General features: G+C 61.7%; 24 protein-coding genes, 1 tRNA gene and 2 pseudogenes. 25 read left to right on the top strand and 2 right to left on the bottom strand.

The annotated features are described in order from the left end of the window. Nucleotides 1-34: 34 nt before the first annotated feature. From tilS to OKW43_RS24960, 7 genes and pseudogenes are all read left to right on the top strand, one after another. Nucleotides 35-1510, top strand: a complete 1476-nt coding sequence (tilS, locus tag OKW43_RS24990) for a tRNA lysidine(34) synthetase TilS (RefSeq protein ID WP_187633156.1) — start codon at nucleotides 35-37, stop codon at nucleotides 1508-1510. A gap of 415 nt (nucleotides 1511-1925) precedes the next feature. Next, on the top strand, nucleotides 1926-3176 hold the full coding sequence (locus tag OKW43_RS24985; RefSeq protein WP_187633155.1) for an aspartate kinase: 1251 nt from the start codon (nucleotides 1926-1928) through the stop codon (nucleotides 3174-3176). 179 nt (nucleotides 3177-3355) lie between these two features. Beyond that, nucleotides 3356-3449, top strand: a tRNA-Ser gene (locus OKW43_RS24980). A gap of 149 nt (nucleotides 3450-3598) precedes the next feature. Beyond that, on the top strand, nucleotides 3599-4849 hold the full coding sequence (locus OKW43_RS24975) for a tyrosine-type recombinase/integrase (RefSeq protein WP_187633154.1): 1251 nt from the start codon (nucleotides 3599-3601) through the stop codon (nucleotides 4847-4849). 401 nt (nucleotides 4850-5250) lie between these two features. After that, nucleotides 5251-5532, top strand: a pseudogene (locus tag OKW43_RS24970) (NAD(P)(+) transhydrogenase (Re/Si-specific) subunit alpha); the annotation flags it as partial. 57 nt (nucleotides 5533-5589) lie between these two features. After that, nucleotides 5590-5839 (top strand): annotated as a pseudogene (locus OKW43_RS24965) (NAD(P)(+) transhydrogenase (Re/Si-specific) subunit beta); the annotation flags it as partial. Nucleotides 5840-6134: 295 nt separating this feature from the next. Continuing rightward, entirely contained in the window at nucleotides 6135-7067 is a 933-nt protein-coding gene (locus OKW43_RS24960; RefSeq protein ID WP_187633152.1) for an HTH-type transcriptional regulator ArgP, read from the top strand. Here the strand turns inward: OKW43_RS24960 and OKW43_RS24955 are convergent. After that, a complete protein-coding gene (locus tag OKW43_RS24955; protein WP_184012454.1) occupies nucleotides 7013-8365 on the bottom strand; it encodes a hypothetical protein in 1353 nt (450 codons plus the stop codon). The two genes, OKW43_RS24960 and OKW43_RS24955, sit on opposite strands and share 55 nt — an antisense overlap. Further along, entirely contained in the window at nucleotides 8358-9302 is a 945-nt protein-coding gene (locus OKW43_RS24950; protein ID WP_187633151.1) for a fatty acid desaturase family protein, read from the bottom strand. The genes OKW43_RS24955 and OKW43_RS24950 overlap by 8 nt, the downstream gene beginning before the upstream one ends. Before the next feature lie 209 nt (nucleotides 9303-9511). Between OKW43_RS24950 and OKW43_RS24945 the strand changes: the two genes are divergently transcribed. The 18 genes from OKW43_RS24945 (at nucleotide 9512) to OKW43_RS24860 (ending at nucleotide 26002) form a co-directional block, all read left to right on the top strand. Then, entirely contained in the window at nucleotides 9512-9919 is a 408-nt protein-coding gene (locus tag OKW43_RS24945) for an ACT domain-containing protein (RefSeq protein ID WP_187633150.1), read from the top strand. A gap of 238 nt (nucleotides 9920-10157) precedes the next feature. Further along, a complete protein-coding gene (locus tag OKW43_RS24940) occupies nucleotides 10158-10691 on the top strand; it encodes a hypothetical protein (RefSeq protein ID WP_187633149.1) in 534 nt (177 codons plus the stop codon). 117 nt (nucleotides 10692-10808) lie between these two features. Next, on the top strand, nucleotides 10809-11042 hold the full coding sequence (locus OKW43_RS24935) for a helix-turn-helix transcriptional regulator (protein WP_187633148.1): 234 nt from the start codon (nucleotides 10809-10811) through the stop codon (nucleotides 11040-11042). Continuing rightward, a complete protein-coding gene (locus tag OKW43_RS24930) occupies nucleotides 11035-11319 on the top strand; it encodes a hypothetical protein (protein ID WP_187633147.1) in 285 nt (94 codons plus the stop codon). The genes OKW43_RS24935 and OKW43_RS24930 overlap by 8 nt, the downstream gene beginning before the upstream one ends. Nucleotides 11320-11696: 377 nt before the next feature. After that, entirely contained in the window at nucleotides 11697-12230 is a 534-nt protein-coding gene (locus OKW43_RS24925) for a hypothetical protein (protein WP_246529963.1), read from the top strand. Continuing rightward, nucleotides 12230-12883 carry a lytic transglycosylase domain-containing protein gene (locus OKW43_RS24920; protein ID WP_187633220.1) on the top strand — a complete coding sequence of 218 codons (654 nt, stop codon included), beginning with the start codon at nucleotides 12230-12232 and terminating at the stop codon, nucleotides 12881-12883. Before OKW43_RS24925 ends, OKW43_RS24920 begins: the two co-directional genes overlap by 1 nt. A gap of 50 nt (nucleotides 12884-12933) precedes the next feature. Next, nucleotides 12934-13275 (top strand): TrbC/VirB2 family protein, encoded by a 342-nt coding sequence (locus OKW43_RS24915; RefSeq protein ID WP_187633146.1) that lies wholly within the window; start codon nucleotides 12934-12936, stop codon nucleotides 13273-13275. A 16-nt stretch (nucleotides 13276-13291) separates the two neighbouring features. Then, complete coding sequence (locus OKW43_RS24910) at nucleotides 13292-13612, top strand: type IV secretion system protein VirB3 (RefSeq protein WP_187633145.1); 321 nt, start codon at nucleotides 13292-13294, stop codon at nucleotides 13610-13612. A gap of 1 nt (nucleotide 13613) precedes the next feature. Continuing rightward, the gene (locus OKW43_RS24905) at nucleotides 13614-16049 is read left to right on the top strand and encodes a VirB4 family type IV secretion/conjugal transfer ATPase (protein WP_187633144.1); all 2436 of its coding nucleotides are present in this window, start codon (nucleotides 13614-13616) and stop codon (nucleotides 16047-16049) included. Beyond that, a complete protein-coding gene (locus tag OKW43_RS24900) occupies nucleotides 16049-17212 on the top strand; it encodes a type IV secretion system protein (RefSeq protein WP_187633143.1) in 1164 nt (387 codons plus the stop codon). Before OKW43_RS24905 ends, OKW43_RS24900 begins: the two co-directional genes overlap by 1 nt. A 14-nt stretch (nucleotides 17213-17226) precedes the next feature. Further along, nucleotides 17227-17922 carry a P-type DNA transfer protein VirB5 gene (gene virB5, locus OKW43_RS24895; RefSeq protein ID WP_187633219.1) on the top strand — a complete coding sequence of 232 codons (696 nt, stop codon included), beginning with the start codon at nucleotides 17227-17229 and terminating at the stop codon, nucleotides 17920-17922. Between the two features lie 198 nt (nucleotides 17923-18120). Beyond that, nucleotides 18121-18825: a virB8 family protein gene (locus OKW43_RS24890; protein WP_187633142.1), complete on the top strand. Its 705-nt coding sequence runs from the start codon at nucleotides 18121-18123 to the stop codon at nucleotides 18823-18825. A 41-nt stretch (nucleotides 18826-18866) separates the two neighbouring features. Further along, on the top strand, nucleotides 18867-19652 hold the full coding sequence (locus tag OKW43_RS24885) for a TrbG/VirB9 family P-type conjugative transfer protein (RefSeq protein ID WP_246529962.1): 786 nt from the start codon (nucleotides 18867-18869) through the stop codon (nucleotides 19650-19652). After that, the gene (gene virB10, locus OKW43_RS24880; RefSeq protein WP_187633140.1) at nucleotides 19645-20889 is read left to right on the top strand and encodes a type IV secretion system protein VirB10; all 1245 of its coding nucleotides are present in this window, start codon (nucleotides 19645-19647) and stop codon (nucleotides 20887-20889) included. Before OKW43_RS24885 ends, virB10 begins: the two co-directional genes overlap by 8 nt. Next, nucleotides 20886-22007 carry a P-type DNA transfer ATPase VirB11 gene (gene virB11, locus OKW43_RS24875; RefSeq protein WP_429450372.1) on the top strand — a complete coding sequence of 374 codons (1122 nt, stop codon included), beginning with the start codon at nucleotides 20886-20888 and terminating at the stop codon, nucleotides 22005-22007. The genes virB10 and virB11 overlap by 4 nt, the downstream gene beginning before the upstream one ends. Before the next feature lie 7 nt (nucleotides 22008-22014). Next, nucleotides 22015-22416, top strand: a complete 402-nt coding sequence (locus OKW43_RS24870) for a hypothetical protein (protein WP_187633138.1) — start codon at nucleotides 22015-22017, stop codon at nucleotides 22414-22416. Then, nucleotides 22413-24149, top strand: coding sequence for a type IV secretory system conjugative DNA transfer family protein (locus OKW43_RS24865; protein WP_187633137.1), 1737 nt, complete (start codon nucleotides 22413-22415; stop codon nucleotides 24147-24149). The genes OKW43_RS24870 and OKW43_RS24865 overlap by 4 nt, the downstream gene beginning before the upstream one ends. Next, on the top strand, nucleotides 24146-26002 hold the full coding sequence (locus OKW43_RS24860) for a PriCT-2 domain-containing protein (protein ID WP_187633136.1): 1857 nt from the start codon (nucleotides 24146-24148) through the stop codon (nucleotides 26000-26002). Before OKW43_RS24865 ends, OKW43_RS24860 begins: the two co-directional genes overlap by 4 nt. Nucleotides 26003-26043: the final 41 nt, after the last annotated feature.

The following is a 26043-nucleotide window of genomic DNA, read 5'->3' as shown; positions in this document are numbered from 1 at the left end:
TCTTTCGTCCACCGGCGCTTGCTGCGCTAACGACGTGACCACCACCGCCGACTCATCCGCCGAGCGCCTCGTGATCGAGGCGCTCGGCGCTGCGCTGCGCGGGCTGGACCCGAGCGCGCGCATTGCGGTCGCATTCAGCGGCGGCGTCGATTCGAGCGTGCTGCTCGATGCGGCGGTGCGCGTCGCGGGCGCCTCGCGTTGTATCGCACTGCATGTGCATCATGGTTTGAGTCCGCATGCCGATGCGTGGCTCGCGCATTGCGAGGCATTTGCGCGCGAACGCGGCGTCGAATTCGACGCGCGACGTGTGGAGGTTTCGCGCGCGCCGGGCGTGAGCATCGAGGCTGCGGCGCGCGACGCGCGTTATCGCGCGCTCGACGCGATGTGCGCAACGCACGGCATTCGCGCGCTTTGGCTCGCGCAACATGCGGACGATCAGGCCGAGACCGTGCTGCTGCAACTGCTGCGCGGCGCGGGGCTCGCTGGTCTCGCAGCGATGGCGCCAGGCCTGTTGCCCGCGGGTGCGTCTGCGACCCGCGTGCGGCCGCTCCTGCATCTGCTGCGCGCGCAGCTCGAACACTACGCGAGCGTGCGAAAGCTGCGCTGGATCGACGACGAATCGAACGCGGACACGCGTTATGCGCGCAATGCATTGCGTCATCGGGTGATGCCGGCGCTCGCGGTGCACTTCCCCGGCTTTCGCGATGCGCTCGCGCGTACGGCCGCGCATGCGGCGTCGGCGCAGCGATTGCTCGATACGCTTGCGCGCGCCGACATGGAGAGCGCGTCGCGCGATGAAGGACGCGCGCTCGCGCACGACGTGCTGCTCGCACTCGACGACGATCGCGCGCTGAATCTGCTGCGCTACTGGATGCGCACGCTCGGCTTCGTCGCGGCATCGAGCGCGCGTGTCGCGGATGCGCTGCGGCAGTTGCGTGAAGTCGGCGCGGGGCAGGACGGGCATCGTCTGCGCATCGATCATGCGGGCCATGCGTTGCGCAGCTATCGCGGACTCGTCTACTGGGAGGCCGGCGACAGCAGCGAGCCCGCCGACGAAACCGCGCTCGTCGAGCGCGAGATCAGCGAACTCGTGTGGCAGGGGCAAGAGGTCTGGCACTTGCCGCAATGGCGCGGCACCTTCGTGTTCGCAGTGGTGGATGCGGCCGCTGCTTCCGGGGTTGCCGGGGCATCGCCCGAAGCGCCAGCTGACGAAGGATTCGACACCGTTCCCGTCAGCATCCTGCAACGAGCATCGCTAAGCGTGCGAGCACGCCGCGGCGGCGAACGCTTGCGCGTCGGCGCGCCGAATGCACCGGGCCGCACGCTGAAGAACCTGTTTCAGGAGCGCGGCATTCCCGCATGGAAGCGCGACGTACCATTGCTGTACATCGGCAATGAACTGTTGTTCGTGCCGCTGATCGGCGTCAATTGCGGGGCACTTCGCGACGCATCCCCGGAGCGCGAAGCGCGCGTGAAAATCGTCTGGCGCGAGGATCTGCTGATTGCCTGAGCGCCGCTCGGAGAGCCGCGCAAGCCACGCGTGCAAATGTAGAAATCTTGAAATAGGGCGCAAATTAGCGATAAAACAGGCCGTTGCAGGCCCGATTTGAAGCATTTGAACGCTCGTTGCGTCTTGTCTTTTTGCCCCTAATCAGGTACTTTAGCTTGTTTGCCCGACCCGATTTCGCCGTCGCTTTTGTCGCTATCGGTCGTTAGTGCCGGCAGGCGAGCGTGATCCGTCGCCGCCGTTCAATCCCGATCAGCCATTTGCGATCTCATCCCGGGCAAATCCGCGCGTGCTGCACGCGTGCTGCATCTACGCCGCCACACACTTTGCCGCCGTTCACGAGACGTTGCGCCCCGGTGCTTTCTGTGCGGTCGTCTCCAGCGCGCCAGCGCGGTTTCTCTTCCAGTTCAGAACGACAATGGCACTCATCGTACACAAATACGGCGGCACCTCGATGGGCTCGGTCGAGCGCATCAAGAACGTCGCCAGGCGCGTCGCGAAATGGCACAAGGCTGGCCATCAGATGGTCGTCGTGCCCTCGGCAATGTCCGGCGAAACCAATCGCCTGCTTGGCCTCGCGAAAGAAATCACGACTCAACCGAGCCCGCGTGAACTCGACATGATCGCCGCCACTGGCGAGCAGGTCAGCTCGGGTCTGCTCGCGGTCGCGCTGCAGGAAGCCGGCGTCGACGCGCTCAGCTACGCAGGCTGGCAGGTGCCGGTTAAAACGGATAGCGCGTTCACGAAAGCGCGCATCAGCGACATCGACGGCGAGCGCGTCAAGCGCGACCTCGCGGCCGGCAAGGTGGTCGTGATCACGGGCTTCCAGGGTATCGACCCGGACGGCAACATCACGACGCTCGGCCGCGGCGGCTCGGACACGTCGGCCGTCGCGGTCGCGGCCGCGCTGAAGGCCGACGAGTGCCTGATCTACACGGACGTCGACGGTGTGTACACGACGGACCCGCGCGTTGTTGAAGAAGCGCGCCGGCTCGATCGCGTGACGTTCGAAGAAATGCTGGAAATGGCCAGCCTGGGTTCCAAGGTGCTGCAGATCCGCTCGGTGGAATTCGCCGGCAAATATCAGGTGAAGACGCGCGTGCTGTCGAGCCTGACCGATCCGCTGATGCCGCTCGACGAAGAAATGAAGTCGGGCACCCTGATTACTTTTGAAGAAGATGAGACCATGGAAAAAGCAGTCATCTCGGGCATCGCGTTTCAGCGCGACGAAGCTCGTATCGCCGTGATGGGCGTGCCCGACAAGCCGGGTATCGCGTATCAGATTCTCGGTCCGGTGGCGGACGCGAATATCGACGTCGACATGATCATCCAGAACCAGAGCGTCGAGGGCAAGACGGCGTTCACGTTCACGGTCGGCCGCGGCGACTATGCGCGTGCAATGGAGATCCTGACGGGCACCGTGAAGGCGCACGTGCAGGCCGAGCAGGTGCTGGGCGACCCGAAGGTGTCGAAGGTATCGGTGGTCGGCGTTGGGATGCGCTCGCACGTCGGCATCGCGAGCAAGATGTTCCGCACGTTGTCTGAAGAGGGCATCAACATTCAGATGATCTCGACGTCCGAAATCAAGATTTCGGTGCTGATCGACGAAAAGTACATGGAGCTCGCGGTGCGCGCGCTCCACAAGGCATTCGAACTCGATCAGGCGTAAATGACGGGAAAAAGGGCACTCTAGAGCGTCCCGTTTGTTTTGTGTCGTTCGTGTGAATAAATTGCGTCGCGAGGCGCCCTCGTTGGCACAAAAAATGTTCTCCGGACGTTGACCTTCCCGGCTTGGCCCGCTATTATCTTTGCTTCGTCGCACTGACTCCCTGTGCGACAGAAAGTTTGGGAGACGTGGCCGAGAGGTCGAAGGCACTCCCCTGCTAAGGGAGCATCTGGGCCAAAACCTGGATCGAGGGTTCGAATCCCTCCGTCTCCGCCAATAGGCGGTCCAGGCAAATCTGCCTGGTTCCATCGGACACCCCCAAAGCCTCGGAACAGCGAGGTTTTGGGGGTGTTTTTCTTGTTGCTGCTTCCGGCTCGTACCGACAAAATCAACCCATCAAGTTGGGGTGAAAGTAGGGGTAGGAAATGGCGGAATCTCAATCCAGGCAGCTTCATCGACTATCGGCGCTACGCATCGCGAAGCTCGTCGATCCCGGCTATTACGCTGACGGCGGCGGTCTGTACTTTCAGATTTCCAGTTCGGGCTCGCGCTCCTGGATCTACCAGTTCAAACTGTTCGGGCGTTCGCGCGAGATGGGCCTTGGGTCGGCGACAACCATATCGTTGGCGGAGGCGCGCGCCGAGGCGGCCCGATGCAGGGCACTCGTGAAGGACAAAATTGATCCCATCGAGGCACGCAAGGAGGCGCATCGCAAAGCCGCCGCTGAAGGCGCGACTCTGTTTCGCGACGCCGCAGCGGCATACATCGAGAAGATGTCGCCGAGCTGGAAAAACAAGAAGCATGCTCAACAGTGGGCGAACACACTCACGACCTACGCCTATCCTGTGATCGGTGACGTCGATGTACGTCATATCGATACGCCGATGTTGGTACGTATCCTGCAGCCGATCTGGTCGGCCAAGCGCGAGACTGCAGGCCGCGTGCGTGGCCGCATCGAGAACATCCTGGATGCTGAGAAGGTGCTTGGTCATCGTGATGGCGACAATCCAGCACGCTGGCGCGGTCATCTGGACAAGGTGCTGGCAAAGCGCAAGCGCGCTGTTAGACACTTCCCGGCTCTTCCGTGGGCGGATATACCTGAGTTCATGCCGAAGCTTGAGGCGAAGGAAGAAGAGGGTTCACGCTCAGCAGTAATGTTGCATCTGGTGATCTTGACTGTCTGCCGTACGAACGAGATCCGGGGAGCGCGGCCCGAGGAATTCGATCTACGCCACAAGATCTGGACGATCCCCGGCGAGCGAATGAAGATGGGCCTTCCTCACCGTGTGCCATTGTGTGATATCGCCTGCGAACTCGTGAAGAAGGCTATGCAGACGGCCAGGTATGGTTATCTCTTCCCCGGCGACAAGAAGGGGGCGCCGCTCTCGAACATGGCGATGCTCGAATTGCTCGATGGTATGGGATATTCAGAGATCACAGTGCACGGCTTTCGCTCGACATTTCAGGACTGGGCCGAGGAATATGGTGAGTATCCCGAAGTACTTGCCGACAAGGCGATCGCCCACAAGACCGGCAACAAGGCGAGGCGCGCATATCAGCGAGGAGACATGCTCGAAAGGCGCCGAAAGATGATGGAGCATTGGTCGCAGTACTGCGCGGGGGTGTCTGCGACCGTCATGTCGATCACACCCCCGGGAGTCCAGGCTGTCGCATGACGGTTAGACGGGCAACTTCTGCATGGGGTGCAGGTGGTCGGAGGTTCAAATCCTCTCGCCCCGACCAACGGATATAAGGCTCTCATGGCTTCGGCTCTGAGAGCCTTTTTCGTTTGGGGCCGATTTTGCCCCCACGTTTGCCCCCACATGACGGACGGCTCTCGCGGGAACAAAGCGGAATTTTCGGGGACGGGTAGCGGACGCGTTCGTTGCTCAGTTCGGGACGGCTTTGCTCCCGCGTTTGCCGGTGCGCGCTATGCCCACGGCAACCGCACACACCAGTAACGACATGCCGTTTTCTGACGGTTTCGGAAGGGGCTAGCATTTTGCCGAACATTCCCGATGCCGTCGCGTCGCTGACGACAAGCGCTACATAGCGCCCACAGACGGCACAACGGACCATCGCGGCGGGATGTGGCGCCGAATATGAAGGCCGGCGCGGCGGCAACTGCCCGCTGAACGAAGCGGACTGGGTCGTGACGAAGCACGGCGTGGCGCTCGTCGGCTACACGAACGTCCCGTCGATGGTCGCGGCCGACGCGTCGTCGCTCTACGCGCACAATCTGCTCGACTTCCTGAATCTGATCGTCACGAAGGAAGGCGCGCTGAACATTGCTCTCTCCGACGATATCGTCGCGGCCACGTTTCTGTCCCGCGATGGCGAAGTCGCGCGCAGGTCATAAAGGAGAGCAGGGATGGAAGTCATCAATCACACGGTGATCAACCTGACCATCTTCGTGCTGGCGATCTACGTCGTCACGCTGCTGTATCCGGTCGCTTCGGTCTGCTTCATTCAGGCCCCAAGGGGCTGTCGAATACGAAGATGGCGGGTATCGGCAATACCTTCGGCATGGTCCGGATGGCGATCGCTATCCGCTGATCGCCAAGCAGGCCGCAGCGGTCGGCTCGAATCTCGGCCCGGGCTCGGCCTGCTGCTGGTTGCGCTGGTGGATCGGCGGCGCAGTGGGTGCGTTCGTCGCGGCGCGCGTCGCGATAGGCATGAAAATAGCGGTGCCGGAGGCCGACATGATGTTCTTTGCCGTGTCGTTCGCCTCCATGCTCATATGCCTTACGCATCGTAACGCGTCATGTACTTCGTTTTCTATACCGATGTGCTGCGGCTTCAGTTGCGGTTTTCCATTGTTGCACAGAGTGCATCTACCGTAGGATTAACCGGGCCGTGCTAAGGTACCGACGTCCGAGTAGTTTGTCTGGGCATGAAGCCCGGCGGTCTTTTAACCTCGCACCCTAACCGTGGTCCGGACCAATATCGGGGCAGCTCTATATGAATTTCGACCGTCAACAACTGGAAACATTTTTTGCAGTCGTTGAGTTTCGACATTTTGGGCAAGCGGCGCACGCGTTAAACATTACTCGTGGTGCTGTCTCCCAACGAATAATCGCTCTAGAAGAGTCGTTTGGTACGCCGTTGCTTGTGCGTGATGGGGTTACGCCAACACCGGCTGGTGAAGCGCTCCTTCGGCATATCCACATGCTGAGGTCATTGGAGGCGGATACTATTCAGCAAATCAAGCCAGGTGCACACGCGCGGGCAAAGATCGCAATTGCGGTCAATGCAGATTCGCTGGCGACATGGTTTGGCCCCGCCGCCTGTGCTATAGCGAAGGAGAGTTTCGCGCTGGAACTTATAGTCGACGACCAGGATCATACCCTGCCGGTATTGGCACGCGGAGAGGCTATCGGGTGTGTTTCGACGGCGAGTACTGCGCCGACCGGATTTGTTGCAGAGCCTATTGGTGCGATGGAGTATGAATGTGTGGCTGCTCCGGAATTTTCTGCGGCCTGTTTTACGCATGGACTCAATATGCACGATATCCTGGCCGCCCCCGCTGTGCTCTTTAATCGAAAGGATGGCTTACATGCAGCGTTCCTTGAACGCCTGCTTGGTTTCCCAGTGAGCGGTTATGCCACGCATTATTTCCCCTCCCCAATGGCGCTCTTGACGGCGATTCGGGCGGGTGTCGGGTATGGCCTTGTTCCGTCCATGCAGGCTCAAGCTCTGATTGATTCCGGTGATCTGGTTGCCTTGGCGCCGCGTAACAGGATTACCGTTGATCTGTATTGGCATCATTGGGAGGTGGCACCGCCCAATGCGACTGCGATTAGCGAAACTGTGATGCGTGAGGCCCGTCGAGCATTGATTCAACCAGCGCCCGCGTCGTCCGGTAAGGGGGATGAGGGCGAAGTCGCGGACTGACCATTTGAGGACCCCTTCGGCCAATGTGGTAGTCGATGCCCGGCGTGGGTAGCTGAAGCAAAGTTGTTGGATCGGCGAACCATCAAAACTCCAATCGCAAGCGAAGTCGGCAACGCGAAAAGCAGGGGGGCCGCTTCAGGTATTTCTGTTGCCCCTGTCCAGCGCATCAGGTAACAGGTCATGGCGATGCAGAATCCGGTCACCATTGTTGCGTTGGCAGTTGCATGCGAGACGGATGTACGTACTAAGCCGAATATTAGAAGCGGACCCACTGCGGAGATGTAGACCATATTGAGGTCGATCATCATGTCGACGAGACTTTGTTCGCGCGTGGTGACGAGGGAACCCAGTACGACGGGCAGGACGCGGGACCAGATTGGTCCTGTCATGGAAGGTGGGCCGAGTGTGGCCATAGCTTCAGCCATTGCTCGCAGAATCGAGCATCCGGCACCAAGAGCTGTTAGGCCTAGTACGGCGACAACGAGACCGCTCGCGGCGCTCACTGCGTAACTCGAAAGGGTATGCATCAGTACAATCGGAACAACCTGTACGGGATCGACGACGTGCTCCAGATGCCAGACCGGGGCAGCCGCGATTACAGCGGAGGCCGGCAGAAATCCGATCAAGAAGACGAGCGCTGCTGCGAACAGGCAGCCAGCGCGGGCCGTCGTAGGAGCTCGCGCTGCGACCACGAACTGCTGATAATCCGCTCCACATATGACCATCACCACGACGGAGACGACCGTAAATCCGGTATGCGCCAGCGTCATTGTGCGAAGCCCATCTAAGAACTGCATTGGCGCATGCACCCAGACACTGAACCCATCCGTTTCGAGCAACGTACGCACGAGTGCGACGTTGCACGCAAGCATGCAGATCGCGAATCCGGCGGCAAGCCATGAGAGCCGCATCAGCGAAAGGCAAATCAAAAGACCAGCTATCAGTAGGAGTGCCGTAGTCGGTCGAAAGCCGGCCAGCGTCAGTATTGCGGATCCTCCCCGCATCTGAGCAGCAAGGACACCGGTCATCCAGACGAGCGACAGTAGCGCTACGCTGCGGCTGACCGAGGCACCGTAGAGTTGATCAAATCTGACCCAGATGGATTGCCGTCCAATCGACAAGGCCGGCGCCCATGCAGCGAGTACGATCAGACCCAAGGCGCTCGCGATTGCGTAGAGGCAGCCAGCCATCCCCCCGCGCAGGGCGAGTTCGCCTGTGCCCAGGAGAAAGCCAATACCGCAGCTCGTAGAGACCAGCAGGCTTGTTACCTGTGCCAGGTTCAATGTTCGTTCAGACATGAGCTGCTTCCCAACCCTTTACGCTGGCGTGTACGCCGCTCAGGTAGGTGTCGCAGATGATCGCACGGCAATTGAACGCAGAAATGTGCTTCAGGTGTGCGTGCGCCTGCGGCAGATGGCGATAGGGAATATGCGGGAGGAGATGGTGTGTTAGGTGGTAGCCATTGTGATGCGGATGCAGCAAGATCGAGGCGAATCCGTGGTCCGGAACCTCACGGGTGTATTGGAAAATTCCTCCTGGTTGCAGTCCGTAATGATCGGTCATTTCGCGGAATGTTGTGATGGCATGGAACACGGTACCTCTCGCAATCATCCACAGTGCGAAGAACAGAAGCGCGAAACGCATGCCGAAGATCACATCGAGTAAGGTTTCGCATGAAACCCACCACAGAACGATCTCGAGCCGCTGGCGGTGTGCGAGTCGCCTTCCGGCGAAATGCCCGAAGAGAGAACCAGCCAATATCGCTGGATTATTGAGTACGCGCCCGTAAGCGTCGAACCAGTGATTACCTTCATGCGTAACGCTCGATAGGTAGTCGGGGTCGTGAGTTGGATCGCCGAGCCAGGCATGATGCCGCGCGTGCTGGAGGCGGTAGAGCGTCAGGTCATTGAAGAGTGCTGGAGCGAGGAAGATGCGCGCCATCCAGTCATTGACGTTGCGGCGGGCACTCAGGTTTTTGTGGCTGGCTTCGTGCAGCAGGTTGCCGAGTGCCCGCTGCCGGTTGCCGATCACGAAGATTGCCACAACCGTAATCCAGGCGCCGATGCGGTAGTCACTCCAGACCGCAAAGCATATGATCGCCCAGTCCAAGGCAATGTCCAATAGCGATCGCCAAGCGCTGGCGCGAGGGATGTGCCAGCGTGCGCCTGTCAGGGCGATAGCTGAATGTATAGTTGTCTGATCGGCCATGACCGACGATGATGTGGCTAAACTCATCGCAGGCTCCTTCTGGTTACGTTAGGTCCCCGAGGGATCTACTCTGCGATACGTTTTTGTATCAGTAGAAGCATTGATCTGATCTTAGTCGGCCAATCGTATTTGAGAGGCTGCGGTTAGAACTGCTACGCAGCGTCTAGAATTTCTAAACACAGGGAGCGTGAACACCCTCTCCTGTGGCATAACGTCACTTTTTTCGGAGGGGTACGTTGAGCGAAAAGGATCTTGCGAAGCTGTGTGCGACTCTCAGTCCGGTTATGGCGGAGCCGACCTATGTCTATTGTTCTTTTTCAGACTCCGTCTTGCCGTCCGGGCTATTGGCCCTTTGTACCGTAAGGGAGCGAGAGGGGCTAACGGCAATCGTGGAGCGCGATGATGCCCAACGCCTTGGGTTGCCGTACACATACGATGCCCGTCTGATCACCTTGTCGGTTCATTCCAGCCTCGAGGCAGTTGGATTTATCGCAATAGTCAGCCGCGAACTCGCGGCGGCGGGTATCCCATGCAATACGATCGCGGGCTATTACCACGATCACATCCTCGTTCCGGTTGACCGGGTGGAAGAGGCAATGACCGTGTTGCGGAAAATCGCGGCGACGTCCTGCGACTGTCCTTGAGCTGGACTTGCACGTCAGATTTCGCGGACTGCCCGGGCCCGTTATTTTTTCTGCATTGCCGGCAATTTTCTTCGCGCCTACAGGTTCGGTCTTGCTCCGGTGCCATGTGTTCAATAAATTAAAGAAAACATAAGAAGATATGCCGGAGGACCGTCGGAGCATCTGGTCCAGTCGTGCTTTGACTGAGGGGGCTACATTTGTGTAGTACGACTCCGCGTAGAGTTGGGAAGGAGGGAATATGTTCGAATCGGCTGAGGATCATCCAGCCCCGACACGACCGGAAATCGATGCAAACCCTGATCTTGAATACTGGCGCCGTCGTAGTGAAGAATCGCAGGCTTTAATTGCACGTCTGACGGCCCGTCTTAGAGGGCGTGATCGTCGTATCAGGTTGCTGGAACTCGCCATATCCCGGACGGCTGTCATGCATCATGTCTGGGCCACCCATCTGGAACGCAGGCTCGAGCGGTTGCCTTTGGCCGGTGTGGCAGGTCGGGCCCGCAGGCATGAAGCCGTTTCAGAGCGTGAGGGCGCAGTTGTTCATCTTCCTCACCTGACGCACACTCTCGAGGCTCTTTTCGACGTTATGCGGGAGCATTGGTCCGAGTGGGATCCCGAACGACCGCCTAAATCTTCTACAGTTGCGCGCGCCATTGATGAGAAGCTGGGTCTCAAGGGGCAGGCCAATGGTGAAGCCTCGCGCAGCGCGCAGACGTTTGCTGCCGCGCTGAGGCCGGATTCGGTTGTTGAGTCCGATGGCCGCCATCGCTGACGTTCACTACCCGACGGGATTTCCCGACGATATGACGGAGTTGCCCGTCAGGTTCTCCCGCGGCTTGAATGGAGCCCATGCAGGAACTCATTCGGGCAATACAGCGGGAGGTCAATCATGTCCGATAGATTGCGTGGGGTGGGCGCGATATTGCGGCGCGGCCAGGTCGAACAGGAAGTCGGGCTGAAACGATCGACAATCTACCAGCGGATGCAGGAGGGGACTTTTCCGCGTCCGATCCGTCTTGGCGAGCGAGCGGTTGGCTGGCGTGCGACCGACATCGAACTTTTTCTTGAAGATCCCGCTGGGTATCGCGCGCCCCCGTCCGACGACGAGGCACGCGATGGATGATCACCTGAAACCGTGTTCGCTCGATGCCCGGCTGGATAACTGGGCGAGTGCAAGTCGCGGTCCGTATGACCCGGCGGATGCAGTTCGCATAGAAGAGGCGTGGCGGCGGCTTGCAACGCGTCAGCGGGATTTGTTGCGCATGGTGTACCTGTGGCGCGCCGGTCGTGAAGTGATTTGTCGTCGACTAGGGATTCCACGACATCCGTGGTGCCGGTTTGAACTCGAACTGGCCTCCGCCAAGCAGGCATTAGCGGGTTTGCTGATGAAGAAGCCATGAGGTAGAACGGCCCGGCAATACGCTGGGAAACGGAGCAGATGGCCGATAAGATTCAATTTCGGTTGCCCGCGGTAAAGCTCCGTTCGTAATCGACAATCTGTTCCGGTCAACGTGCCAATGTGTGATTGGCACGACCGAGTACGCGTGAGCGAACCCGACGTATCGACGGATGCGTGTGTGCATAGTGATTAGGCCATGCCCGAAAGCCTGCGTTTGCGGGCTTCTCTGCTTTGATCCCCCTTGAGCTTGCGGCGAGTTTCCCGGCGCCGCAGGTTTCTTTTTCCTCGCTTCCGGTTCCATACGTCGGCGTCGCACTGATGGAAGGGAAGCGGATTATGAAAATGTCGCGATCAGTAGTGAGCGGGCGGAGGCCGGGGATGGTGCGCCGTGCATTGCGCGGATGGTCGCTTGCCCTGGTGGTATTCGCTGGCGCGTCCATGTTCGCCCCCGGCATGGCTCGCGCGGATGACTGGGGCTGCCAGGTGCTGCTGTGCCTGTCCAATCCGGGCGGCCCGGAGCAATACAGCGCGTGCGTGCCGCCTATCGAGAAACTGTGGCGTGCGCTGCGTCACGGCGATCCGTTCCCGATCTGTGATTTCGGCGCGGGCGGTTCCCAGGGGGCGTTTGCGACCAATACTTTCGCGAGTGGCAGCTACTGCCGTGAGGATCTCCTGCACTGGGGCGGTTCCGAACAGAGCGAGCTGCTATGCGGCGCCACCGCTGCGATCAATGTCGACATCGATAACCAACTCTATAGCCGTGTCTGGTGGGGTGTGGCAGGTGCGGGTTCAACGATTACCGAATTCTACGGCGGGGGCAGCGTACAGGTACCCTACGATCCGTTGCAGTCCGCTGCGGTCTTCCTGCAACGGACTGAACAGCAGAGCAGCTTCGGCGTTGGGGGGCAATGATGCTGCCACTCGATTTCACCACGCTCGCGCAGCAGTGTGCGCCTCAGGTCTCACCGGTCACGATGACTGCCATTGTGCGGACGGAGTCGGGGTTCAATCCGTATGCGATCGGCGTCACGCACGGCCGGTTGGTGCGTCAACCGGTGAGCGAGGCCGAAGCGGTGGCCACCGCGCATGTGCTTGCCGCCAATGGCTGGAACTTCAGTGTCGGCCTTGCGCAGGTGAACCGCGCCAACTGGGCCGCGTACGGACTGACTGAGCGGAGCGCCTTCGATACCTGCCGCAATCTGGCTGCGGGCGCCGCGATTCTACAGGGCTGCTTTACGGCAGCGCGTCACGGACAAACGGATGTCCGGCGTGATCCGCAGGCTGCACTTCGCGCGAGCCTGTCGTGCTACGCAAGCGGCAATTTATCGACAGGGTACCGGGCCGGCTATGTACAGCGGGTGGTCGATAACGCGCGGCTGCCGGTGCCACCGTTCTCTCATGCAGTCGTGCCGGCGATTGAGCCCATTCCAGTTGTTCCGGTTGATCACGCCGTGCATTCGAATCCGGTGCGATCCCGATCAGCTGATCACCCGGTATCGGAGCCACCTGACGCCTCACCGGGTACAAATGTTGGCGAGCCAGACAGCAGCGCCGTGGTGTTCTAGTCCACTGGACAGACGATAGCAGTCCCATCGAAAGCAGAAAGGAGTCAATGATGAATTCAGGAATGCATATTGTTAATCGGTGTTGTCGGAACGTGCTGATCAGAGTTCAGCCCGGTCGCAAAGTGGCACGTCAAATCGCCGCTACGGTTACGACGATACTCGTTGCCTCCCCGGCCTGGGCACAGCTTTCGCAGGTCAACACGCTCCTGAGCACAATCCAGACGACGCTGCTGGGCGTCGGCGGTGTGATCTGCTCGATTTCCATCATCTGGGCGGGCTTCCGGATGATGTTCCAGCATGCCCGGTTCGGTGATATCGCAAACGTGTTTATCGGCGGTCTCTTCGTCGGTTGCGCGACGGTAATCGCCGGCATGCTGATTCCGACGAGCTGATCCGAGGCGTCGAATCATGAACTCGCTCAAGGATCCGGTTTTCAAGGGATGCACGCGGCCCGCGATGATCTTTGGTGTACCGCTCGTGCCATTCCTCATGATTGGCGGCGGCATGCTGATCCCGGCTATCTGGGCGCTGCTGGCCAGTCCGCTGCTCGGCGTCGGACTGCTGTTCCTGATGATCCCGGTGTTCGTTGCCATGCGCTTCATCACGCGCCGCGACGACCAGCGCCTGGCGCAGTACGCACTGCGCCTGCGCATGGTCCTGCGTCAGGGTAACCGCCGCTCCTGGGGCGTACACGCTTACGTGCCGGTCCGCCTCAAGAGGAGGGCGTGACATGCCAGCTACCCCGAAACACGTCGCCGTCGCGAACCGCGAAGTGGCACTCGCCGACACCATCCCGTATTCGACGCACGTGACGGATCAGGTGATCAGGACGCGCGAGGGCGACTACCTGCGGATCTGGAAGCTCGCGGGCATCGCATTCGAGGCCACCGATCCGGCCGACATCCTCGTGCGTCACGACGGATTCAACCAGCTGGTGCGTGGGCTGCCCGGCGGCCACGTGGCGCTCTGGTCGCACCGTCTACGTCGGCGCGTGTCGGATCACTTTGCCACGCCGTACGGCAACCGATTCTGCCAGGAACTGGCGACACGCTATTACGCGGGCTTTGCAGGCTACCGGATGATGGCGAACGAGCTTTATCTGACGCTCGTCTACCGGCCGAACCGCACGAAGCTGGGGCGCGTATTCAGTCGGGCTGCGCGTCGCACGCATGACGATATCCGGCATGACCAGCACGAAGCACTCAAGGCAATGGACGAGCTGGCGGCTCAACTCGAATCAGGCCTGAAACGCTATGATCCGGTGGCGCTCGGGGCCTATCGCAAGCCAGGCCCTGATACCCGGCGTCCTCGCCGGTATTCGTCGGCGCTGGAACTGCTTGGCTATCTCGTCAATGCCGTCTGGGAGCCGCAGCCGGTTCCCTCGGGGTCAATCCGTGAGGCGCTGCCGACCTCCCGCCTGTTCGTCGGAGTGGAGAAGGTCGAGATCCGCATGCCGGCCGCGACACGGTATGCCGCGTTGCTCGACCTGAAGGACTACCCCGAAGACACCGAGCCCGGCATGCTCAACGGCCTGCTGTACGGCGACTTCGAATATATCGAAACGCAGAGTTTCACCATCCTCGACAAGCCTGGCGCAAAGGAAGCGCTCGAGCGGCAGCGCAACCAGCTCATTGCCGGCGAAGATGCGGCGCTCTCCCAGATCGGGGCGATGGATCGGGCATTGGATAACCTGATCAACGGCGATTTCGTGCTTGGCGAGTATCACTATTCGCTTGCCGTACTGGCCGATACGCCTGGAGACGTGTCGAAGCACGTCGCGAAGGCGCGCACGCAGCTCGCCGACGCTGGATTCCAGACGGCGCTGATCGATCTCGTGGCCGATGCCGCGTGGTTTGCGCAGCTGCCGGGCAACTGGCGCTACCGGCCGCGTGAGGCAAAGCTCACGTCCCGGAATTTCTGTGGACTGTCCAGCCTGCACAACTTCGCGACCGGCAAGCGCGACGGCAATCCATGGGGCGAGGCGATCACGATCGTCAGGACGCCGAGCGGTCAGCCGCTGTATCTGAATTTCCATGTCACACAGGAGAAGCAGGATTCGGCCGATGCAAAGGCGCTCGCCAACACCCAGATCGTCGGCCAGGCCGGTGCGGGCAAAACGGTGCTTGAGCTGTTCCTACTCGCGATGGCGATGAAGTACGGCGTCACGGCCGTGCTGTATGACAAAGACCGTGGTACCGAGATCGCGATTCGCGCCATGGGCGGCACATACACCGTGTTTCGCCGTGGCGTGCCGACCGGGCTCAACCCGTTCCAGATGACACCCGATGAATCCGTGCTGGATTTCTGGGAGCGGCTCGTGCGCAAGCTCGTTGACACGGGTTGGCCGCTGTCCGCGAAAGACGAGCTCGACATCTCGCGCGCGGTGCGGGAAGTCGCCCGCATGGACAAGCCGTTGCGACGCCTGTCGATGCTGCGGCAACTGCTGCCGAACGTGGGCGAGAACAGCCTGCATGCGCGCCTCGCGAAATGGTGCATGGGCGGGCGGCTCGGCTGGGTGCTTGACAACCCGACCGACCGAATTGATCTTGCGCGCTCGGGTCTTTTTGGGTTCGACGACACCGACTTGCTGGATGATGCCGAAGTCTCGACGCCCGTCACGATGTACCTGCTGCACCGGACTGAAGGTCTGATCGACGGCCGGCGCTTCATCTACGTGATGACGGAGTTCTGGAAACGGCTCTCCGACCCCGTCTTCACGGATTTCGCGAAGAACAAACAGAAGACGATCCGCAAGCAGAACGGCCTGGGGATTTTTGATACGCAGTCGCCGGCTGACGTGCTGCGCAGTGATATTGCGCGCGCACTGGTCGAGCAGAGCGCGACCTTCTTCTTTCTGCCGAACCCACGGGCGGACTACGACGATTATGTGCACGGCTTCAAGCTGACCGAAGCCGAGTTCAACATCGTGCGCAATCTCGGCGAGAACAGCCGTATGTTTCTCGTCAAGCAGGGCCACCGCTCGGCGGTTGGGCAGCTTGATCTTGCGGGCCTGGGTGATGTGCTCGATGTGCTGTCTGGCACGACCGATAACGTCGAACTGCTCGACACGATCCGCGCACAGGTTGGCGACGACCCCGACGTGTGGTTGCCGGTTTTCCACGCGCATCTGGCGAAGCGCCGCGCAGCGCAGCGGGGAGGCGTGTAATGAGCGGCCTCTTTACCGCGATCGGCGGCACGCTCGAGAACGGCATGTCGACCTACGTGACGAACGTCTCGTCGGCGCTGTCGGGCGCGCTTGTCCCCGTCGTGACCACCGCCGTCACGATCTGGGTCATCGCCTATGGTCTGGCGATTGTGCGGGGCGAGGCGCAGGAAGCTGTGCCCGCGTTCGCGTGGCGTGGGCTCAAGGTCGCCGCGATTCTCACCTTCGCGCTCGGCAGCGGCATCTATCAGCAGCAGGTCGTGACGGCCGTCAGTGGTGCGACGGCGGGCCTCGCCCAGACGATCCAGAACGCGGCGAACACGACGGGCGGTGGCAATCCCGGATGCGGATCAGTCAGCGGTAGCAGCGTGACGGCGACCAGTGCCACAAGTATCTATCAGACGCTCGACTGCTACGACCAGCAGATCGATCTTGTGCTGGATGCTTATTCCGAAAAGGCCACGCATGAAGGGCTCAGCCCGAGCGGACTTGCCGCGGCTATTGGCGACATTGTGTGCGGGTTCGTGGCCGCCGTGGGTGGCTCGATTTTCCTGATCGTGCTCGCGTTCGAGGTCGTGATGGGCCGCATGCTGCTTGACCTCGTGCTCGGGATCGGACCGATCTTCATAGCGTGCGCCGCGTTTGCACCGACTGCCCGCTTCTTCGAGGCGTGGACCGCGAAAGTGGCGAATTACGCCCTGCTGCAGGTGCTGGTTGCAGCTTTCCTGGGCATGGCCCTGACCGCATTCTCGACCGAGCTCGCGCCGTTCCAGGTGACAACGTCGGCGCCCGGTACCAACCCGGCCGCCCTCGTTGCAGCGGGCCAGGCAGCGCTGGAGGCGTCGGCCGCGTGGGGCGCAGCACTCGGCATGTTTGCGACCGCCATTTTCCTGGCGATGGTCGGCTGGCAGTTGCCCTCTGTGGCGTCCGGACTGTCCGGCGGCGCCACGGTATCCGGATTCGGGGCATTCGTGGCCGGTGTCGCGTCGCGCCGCATCGCAACCGCGATCGGACAGGCACTCAATCGTAGCGGAAACGGTCCGCGCCCCGGCGGGACGATTCGCGACCGGACCGGCTCAGGCGGCGGGTCGGGAAATTCAGGTGGTGGTTCGATGCCCGCGTATCAACGCGCGGCACGCGCCAACCTCGGACAGCAGGGTAGTTGAGTGAGGTGATCATCATGACAGGACGATTCAGGATAGCCGGTATCGCAGTCATATTGGCCGGGCTTTCTTCCGCGGGTCATGCGCAGGGCATTCCGGTATTCGATGCGCAGAACGTGGCTCAGGCCATTGCGACGGTGCTTCAGCTTGAGCAGGAGGTCCAGCAGGAAATCCAGATCTACCAGTCGACGGTCGGCACGCGCGGCTTTGGTGCGCTTCTGGGTAATCCGGTGGTTGCCAGCTCGCTGCCGTCGAACTGGCAGAGCGTCTATACCGCGGTTCAGAACGGAGGCTACGCCGGGCTGACCGGGAGCGCTCAGTCCCTGCGCTCGGCGAGTGAGATTTACAACTGCCAGGACCAGGCGGGTATCGACCAGCAGGTGTGCCAGCGCACGCTGAACAAGCCATTTCAGGACAAGGCGTTCGGCCAGCAGGCGTACCAGACCGAGTTACAGGAACTGAACCAGATCCAGAGCCTGATGCAGCAGATCGACGTGACGCAGGACCCGAAAGGCGTGGCGGAGCTGCAGGCGCGCATCCAGACCGAGACCACCACGGTGGGTAACGAGATGACCAAGCTGCAGCTCTTCCGGATGCTGGCTGAGACGGAAGACAGGCTGGTCGCCGAGCAGCAGAGCGAGCTGGTACTAAGCCGTGCAGGGAATATCACCCGGTTGCAGGACCAGATGGTGCCGGCCTCGTTCGGGAACTGAGGGGGCGACCATGTACAGAATTCTGATTGGATCATTTTTAGTAAATTTCGTCATCCTGATCAGTGGATGTTCGTCAGGGCCGCCAAAGCCCGTCCTGCCGGACGGATCACATCGCGTGCCGATCAACCACGTGTTTCCCGTTCCGGCGTCATCCATTCCGTTGAAACCGCCCGCCGCATCGACCGTCGGAGCCGGATCATGAGCGCGCACGAAGACTATGGGCGCGTACTTGACATCGAGGCGTCGCTGACGCATCTGCAGGAGCGCTCCGAACGGCGGGCATGGCATGTTGCCTACGCCGCAGTCTGCGTGGCGGCGCTCAGTGCGGTGGCACTTGCTGTGATGGTGCCGTTCTACCGGGTTGTGCCGTTGCCGATCGAGGTTGATCGCCTGACGGGCGAGTCCCAGGTGATCGACGTGCTCGATGCGCGTCATGTGCACACGAAGGAAATCCAGGACAAGCATTGGGTCGAGGCGTACGTGCGTGCCCGTGAACGCTACGCCTGGGGCCTGCTGCAGATCGATTACGACAGTGTTTTGGCCATGAGCGATGACGTGGTCGCACGTGATTACCGGGGTACTTATAGCGGACCGGATGCGCTGGACCGGCAACTCGGTCCGGGCACCGAACGGCGTACGCGGATTCTCTCGACCACGCTGCCACCCGATGAACCGGGGCATGCGGTGGTGCATATCGAGCGCACGACGTTTAAAAACGGCCAGGCGAACGCCGAGCCCACGCAGCGTTTTGTGATCACGCTCGCTTACACCTACCGGCCACCTGTATTCACGCGCGAAAGCGTTGCAGTCGCCAATCCGTTCGGCTTCAAGGTGACGGCCTACAGCCGGGATCCCGAATATACGCCGCCGGCTTCGTCCGCGACAGCGGGAGGTACGCCATGAGAGCACTTTCTTTCCCGACGCGCTGGCTTGCGGGCCTGCTGATGGTGAGCCTGTCTGCCCGCGCGTATGACGTGCCTGGCTGGTCCAACGATTCGCGGGTCCGGCAGATCGTGTATGCGTCCGACGCCGTTGTGCGTATCGAAGCACAGCGCGGCTTTGCCACCCATATTGCGCTCGATCTGCACGAACAGATCCAGGTGGTGGCGCCCGGTGATCGCGACGGCTGGCAGGTGGTGGCGAACAGGGGCGATCACGACGTGTACCTGAAGCCGCAGCTTGCCGCGCATGACTCAAATCTCGAGATCCGCACGGACAAACGCAGCTACAGCTTCGATCTGGTGGTGCTGCCGCTGAAGGCGAAGTTCGCCAACGGCGACGAGATGTATCGCGTGACCTTCGTGTACCCGGAGGAGATGAAGGCTCAGGCACAGGCTGAAACCGATGCTGAAGTCGTTTCCCAGCGCCTCGCCCAGTCGCCCGCCATACGCAACACCCGTTATTCGATGCAGGCCATGCCGCATTCGGACAATATCGCGCCGACGGCGGCCTGGGACGATGGTCGGTTTACCTATATCCGCATTCCCAGCAACCGGCGGATCCCGGCGACGTTCCGGGTGGCGGACGACGGTACGGAAAGCGTGGTCGACAAACATATGGAAGGCGACACGATCGTGGTTCACGAGGTGGCGAAGCACTTCGTGTTACGTCTCGGTGATGAGGTTGTCGGTATCTGGAACGACGCGTACGACATGGATGGAGTGCCGCCCAGTGATGGCACGACGGTTAGCGGCGTGAAACGCGTGTTGCGGAGTCGCGATGATGAATGACGATACCCGCAACACGATCGAACCGGATGACCCCACTGATCGAGGCCGGGAGGCGCGTGACAGGGATTCCGCCGGTGAACCCGGAGCGTCTGCTGATCGCGGTATGCCGGTGCTCGGGCAGTACCGGGGCACGCGCCCGCGCGCCTGGTGGCTGACGCCGCTTGTCGTCGTCCTCGTAGCCGGCGCCGGCGCGGTCTGGACGATTCACACGTTCCTTGCGCGTCACGACGCGGAAGCGAAAGCGCATCGCGATGCCGTGGCGGAAACATCGACTCAGGGGCGCGTGTTCAAGGACTCGCCGGCTGCGGCGAGCGCGGCATCCGCGCCACCCGTGGCAAGCGCACCTGTCCCAGGGTCGGTGCCAGTCGTGGCCCGTCCACCTGTTTCGGTTCAGCATCTGGCGTCGGCTCGCAGCTACTACGATGCACCGTTACTCGCGGCGGGCGGCACGTCCGGGGCGGGCGGGCAGGAAGGTGGCGTGACGGGCACGCTCCCGGCGGCGGGTATATCTGGCGGAGTCGCGGAAGCAGCCTCGCCGGTGGCGGCAACCGTCTCCGCCCGGTCGGCCGCCGCACCCGGTCAGTGCGGGACCGGAGCACTTGCCCAGGCGTTGACCCCGACCGCCACCCCGCGGGTGCGCGCGGACATGCTCGGTAACCGCAGCCTCATCCTTGCGCAGGGCGCCAAGATCGACTGCGCAGGCGATACCGCCTTTGATTCGACCGAGGCAGGGCTGTCGACCTGCACGGTGACAAAGAACGTCTATTCCGATGACGGGCGGGTAGTGCTGATCGAGCGCGGGTCCCAGATCAACAGCCAGTATCGCTCGAACCTGTCGCCGGGGCAGAAGCGGACCTTTATCCTCTCGGCCCGTATCGAGACGCCTCACGGTGTGACCGTCGAGATCGATTCGCCAGCGGCTGACTCGCTCGGGCGCATGGGGATTGACGGTTATGTGGATAACCACTGGCGTGCGCGTATCGGCGCGGCCATGCTGCTCGGCTTCGCCCAGGACGCGATCGGCTATCTGGCCACACGCGGCGGCAACAGCAATGGGTCCGTCGTTTACGAGAACACGCAGCAGCAGGGCAACGACATGGCCACGCGGGTGCTCGACAGCACGATCAACATCCCGCCGACGCTGACGCAGAAGCAGGGAGCCGAATTTACGATCGTGGTTGCGCGTGATCTGGATTTCGGATCCGTCTACGCCCTACGGCCGGAGGCCACGCCATGATCGCCCGCGCTGCCATACAGGATCGAGCTGGCGATGCGGTGCTCGCGCGGCTTCCTGACGACGCGTCGGTCCGCGAGCTGATGCGGCCATTCGCGCCGCTGCTCGACGATCCCGATGTCTACACGGAACTGATCATCAACCGTCCGCAGCGCGTGCTGACTGAGACACACCTCGGCTGGCACGGCCACGACTATGCCGATCTTGACTACGAGCGTCTGATGTCGTTCGCGGTGGCGGTCGCGACCCTCACAAACCAGGAAGTGTCGGCCCAGCATCCCGTTCTGTCCGCGCTGTTGCCCGATGACGCGCGTATCCAGATCGTGGTGCCGCCCGTCGTGCCGCCGCGTACGGTCTCGGTCACGATCCGCCGGCCGTCCGCACGCGAAAAGGGCCTCGACATGTATCGCGACGAAGGGTTGTTCGACGACACCGTGTGGCATCGTCCGGATGGCCTCGACGCGGCGCTGCCGGCGCTGCGCCCTGAGGATCGCAAGCTCGTCCAGTGCCTGGACGCGCGGGACTGGGGCACGTTCTTCCGGCTGGCCGTGACCGGCAGGCTCAATATCGTCATCGTCGGCAATACGGGCTCCGGCAAGACCAGCTTCATGAAAACCTTGTGCCGGTCGATTCCGTCAACCGAGAGGATCGTGACGATCGAAGATGTCCGGGAACTGTTTATCCGACACATCGAGAACTGCGTCCACCTTCTGTACAGCAAGGGTGGGCACGGGCAGGCGCGCGTAACACCGGCCGATCTGATCGCGAGCACGATGCGCATGCGGCCCGATCGCGTGCTGCTTGCCGAACTGCGCGGTGCTGAAGCCTATGACTTCCTGAAGTTGCTGACAACCGGACACGCAGGCTCGATCACCAGCTATCACGCATCGAGTGCAACGGTTGCGATCGAACGCTTTGCGCTGATGGCGAAAGAGCATTCCGAAGCCGCCGCATACGACGATGCCGCGCTGAAGCGCCTGCTGTTTCTGACCATCGACGTCATCGCGCACATGGAAGCGCACGCCCTTTACGACGGCGCGGGTAAGCAGATCGGCAAGCGCTGGGGCATGACGGAAATCTGGTTCGATCCTGTGCGCAAGGTGCGCACGGCGTTCGCGTGAGGACGGCATGAACACGAACCATCGATCCGTGACTCACGTGGAAGCCGCCGGAACGGTAGCGCATCACGCGCGGACCGCCCTGGTCACGCTCGTGATATTGGTGGTGGTAACGGGCGCTCTGGTGGCTTCGCTGTGGCTCGCGTCCTTCTTCCTGTACGCGAGCCTGCGACTCAATCCCTTCCATGCGGAGCTATGGGGTTGGCGCGATGCGCTGCTTGCCTGGCATGACGGCCGGATGCCGCACGGCGGCCGGCGCCTGGCGGGTGCGGCGCTTCTGGGCTTACTCGTTGCGGTGGGAGGGCCCTTGATGGGGCTTTACACACTATGGGAGCACTCTGGGCGTCGGCGCCTCTATGGCAGCGCGCGGTTTGCCAGTGAAGCGGAAATCCGCGCGGCGGGGTTGCTATGAATGCGCGCCCCGTTGCGGATGCACCAGCCATCGTCGTCGGCGTATGGCGAGGGCGTTATCTGCGCTTCACCGGTCAGCAGTTCGTGCTGCTCGCTGCCCCCGCACGCTCGGGCAAGGGTGTGGGCATCGTGATCCCGAACCTGTTGAGCTACCCCGATTCAGTCGTGGTGCTCGACATCAAGCGTGAGAACTATGCGCTCACGGCCGGGTTCCGGCGTGCGCACGGGCAGGAGGTATACCTGTTCGATCCGTTCGCCGAGGATGGTCGCACTCATCGGTACAACCCGCTATCGGCGATCTCGGACGGGCAGTTCCGCGTAGGCGACATCCTCGCGATTGGTTATGCCCTGTATCCGCCGGGCGGGCACGATGATTTCTGGAAGGACCAGGCGCGCAACCTGTTTCTCGGCATCGTGCTGTTGCTGTGTGAGTGGCGCGACGCGAGAAGGACCGGAAAGGCGCAGTCGATTCCCGACTATCCGGTCACGATCGGCGAGGTGCTGCGGCAGTCGTCGGGCAACGGCATGCCGGTCAAGTCGTACCTGCATCGCGCGCTCGTCCAGCACCGTGGTTTGCTGACCGGGCCATGTGTCGATGCGCTGAACCGATTCCTATCGAACGACGACAAGGTACTCGCGAGCATTCTCGCGACGTTCCACGCGCCGCTCACAGTCTGGGCCAATCCGATTGTCGATGCGGCCACGAGCGCCAACGATTTTGATCCGCGCGATCTGCGGCGCCGTCGGATGTCAGTCTATGTCGGGATCACGCCCGATCACCTGTCGGAAGCAGCCTTGATCGTGAATCTGCTGTTTTCGCAGGTTGTCAATCTCAACACGAAGCAGTTGCCCGAGGCTGATCCGACGCTCCGGTTCCAGTGCCTCTTGCTGCTCGATGAGATGACGGCGATTGGCAAGATCCACATCATCGCGCGTGCAGTTGCTTACATGGCGGGCTACAACCTGCGCCTGCTTTCCATCGTGCAGTCGGTTGCGCAACTCGAATCCGTCTACGGCCGGGCCGACGCACGTACCTTCCTGACGAACCACGCGATGCAGATCCTGTATGCACCGCGCGAGCAGAAAGATGCGAACGACTACTCTGAAATGCTCGGCACCTTCACAGATCAGTCCCGTAGCGTCAGCCGTTCGCACGCGATCTTCGGTGGCCGGGGCGGATCGAGCGAGAGCATATCCGAGCAGCGTAGGCCGCTACTGTTGCCGCAGGAGATCAAGGAGCTCGGGCGCGACAAGGAAATCATCGTGCTGGAGAACACCAAGCCGATCCTCGCCGACAGGATCTCCTACTGGCGTGATCCCGTCTTTGCCTCGCGGGTGTTAAGCGCACCATCGGTGCCTGCCATGAATCTCGCGCGTTTCAGTGCGCAGGTCGAGCGGCGGCTGCGCGAGGTGCAGCCCGAGGAGATCGATCCGGAAGGATCGGGCCTCGTTCATCCGTCGGCTGAGTATCTCGAAGTGCTGCAGGCATGGAATCCGCGCGACCTGCCGCCGCGTCTGGCTGATCTCAGTGAGGACGAAGTGACAGCCTATGTCGAACGGCACTTCATGCTGCTGGGTGTCCCGGCCGCACGGCTTGCGCAGGCGAAGCGTCGCTTGTCGGTAGCGGACCTCGACGTCGCGGAGCTGGTGCCAGCGAAACCTATCCGTGCGAAGCGCAGACCTGTGCCCGCCGCCAGATCGGGTGTTGTGCAGATACAGGGAGGCCGGAAATGAGTGCACCGCATGTTGACGAGACCGCACGCGCCCGTGCTGCGCTCGCTGTAATTCCCGCGGACGAATACGGTACGTGGATAGACATGGCATTTGCGCTCAAGAACGGCTTTGGTGACGCTGGTTTCGAGATCTGGGACGAATGGAGCCGCACGGCCGGCAATTACAACGAGCGTGCTGCCCGCACCACGTGGCGCTCGGTGAAGGAGTCGGGTAGCAAGACGCTCGCCTCGCTGTTCTGGCTCGCGCGGCAGCACGGTTTCGATCTGAAGCGCACGCATTATCCCGACCGGATGGCGACAACATTTGCGGTGAGTCCCGAAGTGCTTGAACGGCGGGTACGTGAAGAGGCACGGCAGCAGGCCCGTCATGAGGCGGTAGCCCGTGAAGCGCAGGCGATCTGGCAGTGGGCGCGACCAGTCGGTCCGGAACACCCGTATCTCGTACGCAAGCACCTCCAGCCGGTGCCGGCACTGCGTGAGCTGGAGGCCGTTGAACTGCACGCGTTGCTGGGCTATGCGCCAGCGAGCGAAGAGCAGCCGCTCACGGGACGCGTGCTGGTGGTGCCGTTCTGGATCGGCGAGGCGATCTCTACGCTGGAGCTGATCGACGAACATGGCCTCAAATCTTCACTGGCAGGTGGCCTCAAGAAAGGTGGGTACTGGATTGCCGGGCCGGCACCGGCTGCCGGAGACCCCTCCACACCGATCCTGATCGGCGAGGGCATGGCCACCGTACTGTCCGCCTACCGGGCGACGGACTGGCCGGCGCTCGCGACGCTGTCGAGCGGGACGCTGCCTCAGGTCGCCGCAATCCTGCGCGAACGATATCCCGACGTCGGGCTGGTTGTGCTTGGGGATCTCGGGCCGGGCGAGACCAGAGCCCGGCAGGCGGTGGAAGAATCGCAGGCGCGTCTGGCGCTGCCGGTATTCGCTGGAGGTGCGCGTATCAACTACAAGTTGCCGACCGATTTCAACGACATGGCGGTGCTGTCGGGCTTTGGGGATGTGGGCGATTGCCTGCGGGAAATCGCGTACCGGGATGTCGGGCTGGCGGCTGTGGGTGTGGAGTCGACAGTAGGTATTGCAACCGGCGGAAAGCTGGACGAACTGAAGGAGGACATCATGAGCCGCGTGAAAGAAACTCTGGTGAACGATGCAGAGGATGTTTCTCGTCGTCGCTCGTCGAAGCGTACCGAGCCAAAGCAGCACAACATGCCGGAATCCTCTGCGCCGACGAGCGAATCAGCGACTCCAGAGCGCCCGCCAACCGAGCCTTCCGTGGTACCTCCGGTTGGTGGTTCTCCTGCGGTCGAGTCGCGACGTCTGGCGCCGATACGCCCACCGGTGGGTGAGCCGCTGTTCGAAGTGGCCGATGTGCCCAACGAGATCCGGGCGCTGGCCGAACATCGTTTCGGCACACCGTTGCGCATGGGTACGCCGCGGGAGAACGGCGGGCCATATCGAGGGGAGGTATTCAACACCGAGCACTACCTGATCCAGGAGGTGGCGACGCGCAGTGTCGTCTTTCATCCAAAGGCGCAGATGGAGTTCGCCTCCGACCGGCTCAGATGGATGGATCAGAACGCCCGGCTGAATGGCTCGGAATTGCAGGTCGGTTACGACGGTGACCGGCCGAAGGTCTATCCGTGGGATCGGGCGCGTGACCTGTTGGAGCGTACCGTCGGCTCACTCAAGAAATCCGCGCGTGAATTGAATTTCAGTCCGAACCTCGAGGGAATGCTCGACCAGTTGCAGGCGCGATCGTGGGCACGAATACGCGAAGCACGCGCGGCGGCGCTGGAGCAGTCAAAGGAGCGGGCGGCGTCGCAGGATTCTCCCGGGCCGGACCGCTAAACCGTCTCACGTGTCGCCGGTTGTGGCGAGTCGAGTCGTAC

This window comes from Paraburkholderia sp. WC7.3g (assembly GCF_050436345.1).
GTDB lineage: Bacteria > Pseudomonadota > Gammaproteobacteria > Burkholderiales > Burkholderiaceae > Paraburkholderia > Paraburkholderia podalyriae.
The sequence above is the reverse complement of the archived record's forward strand: the minus strand, read 5'-3'. Positions and strand labels throughout refer to the sequence as shown.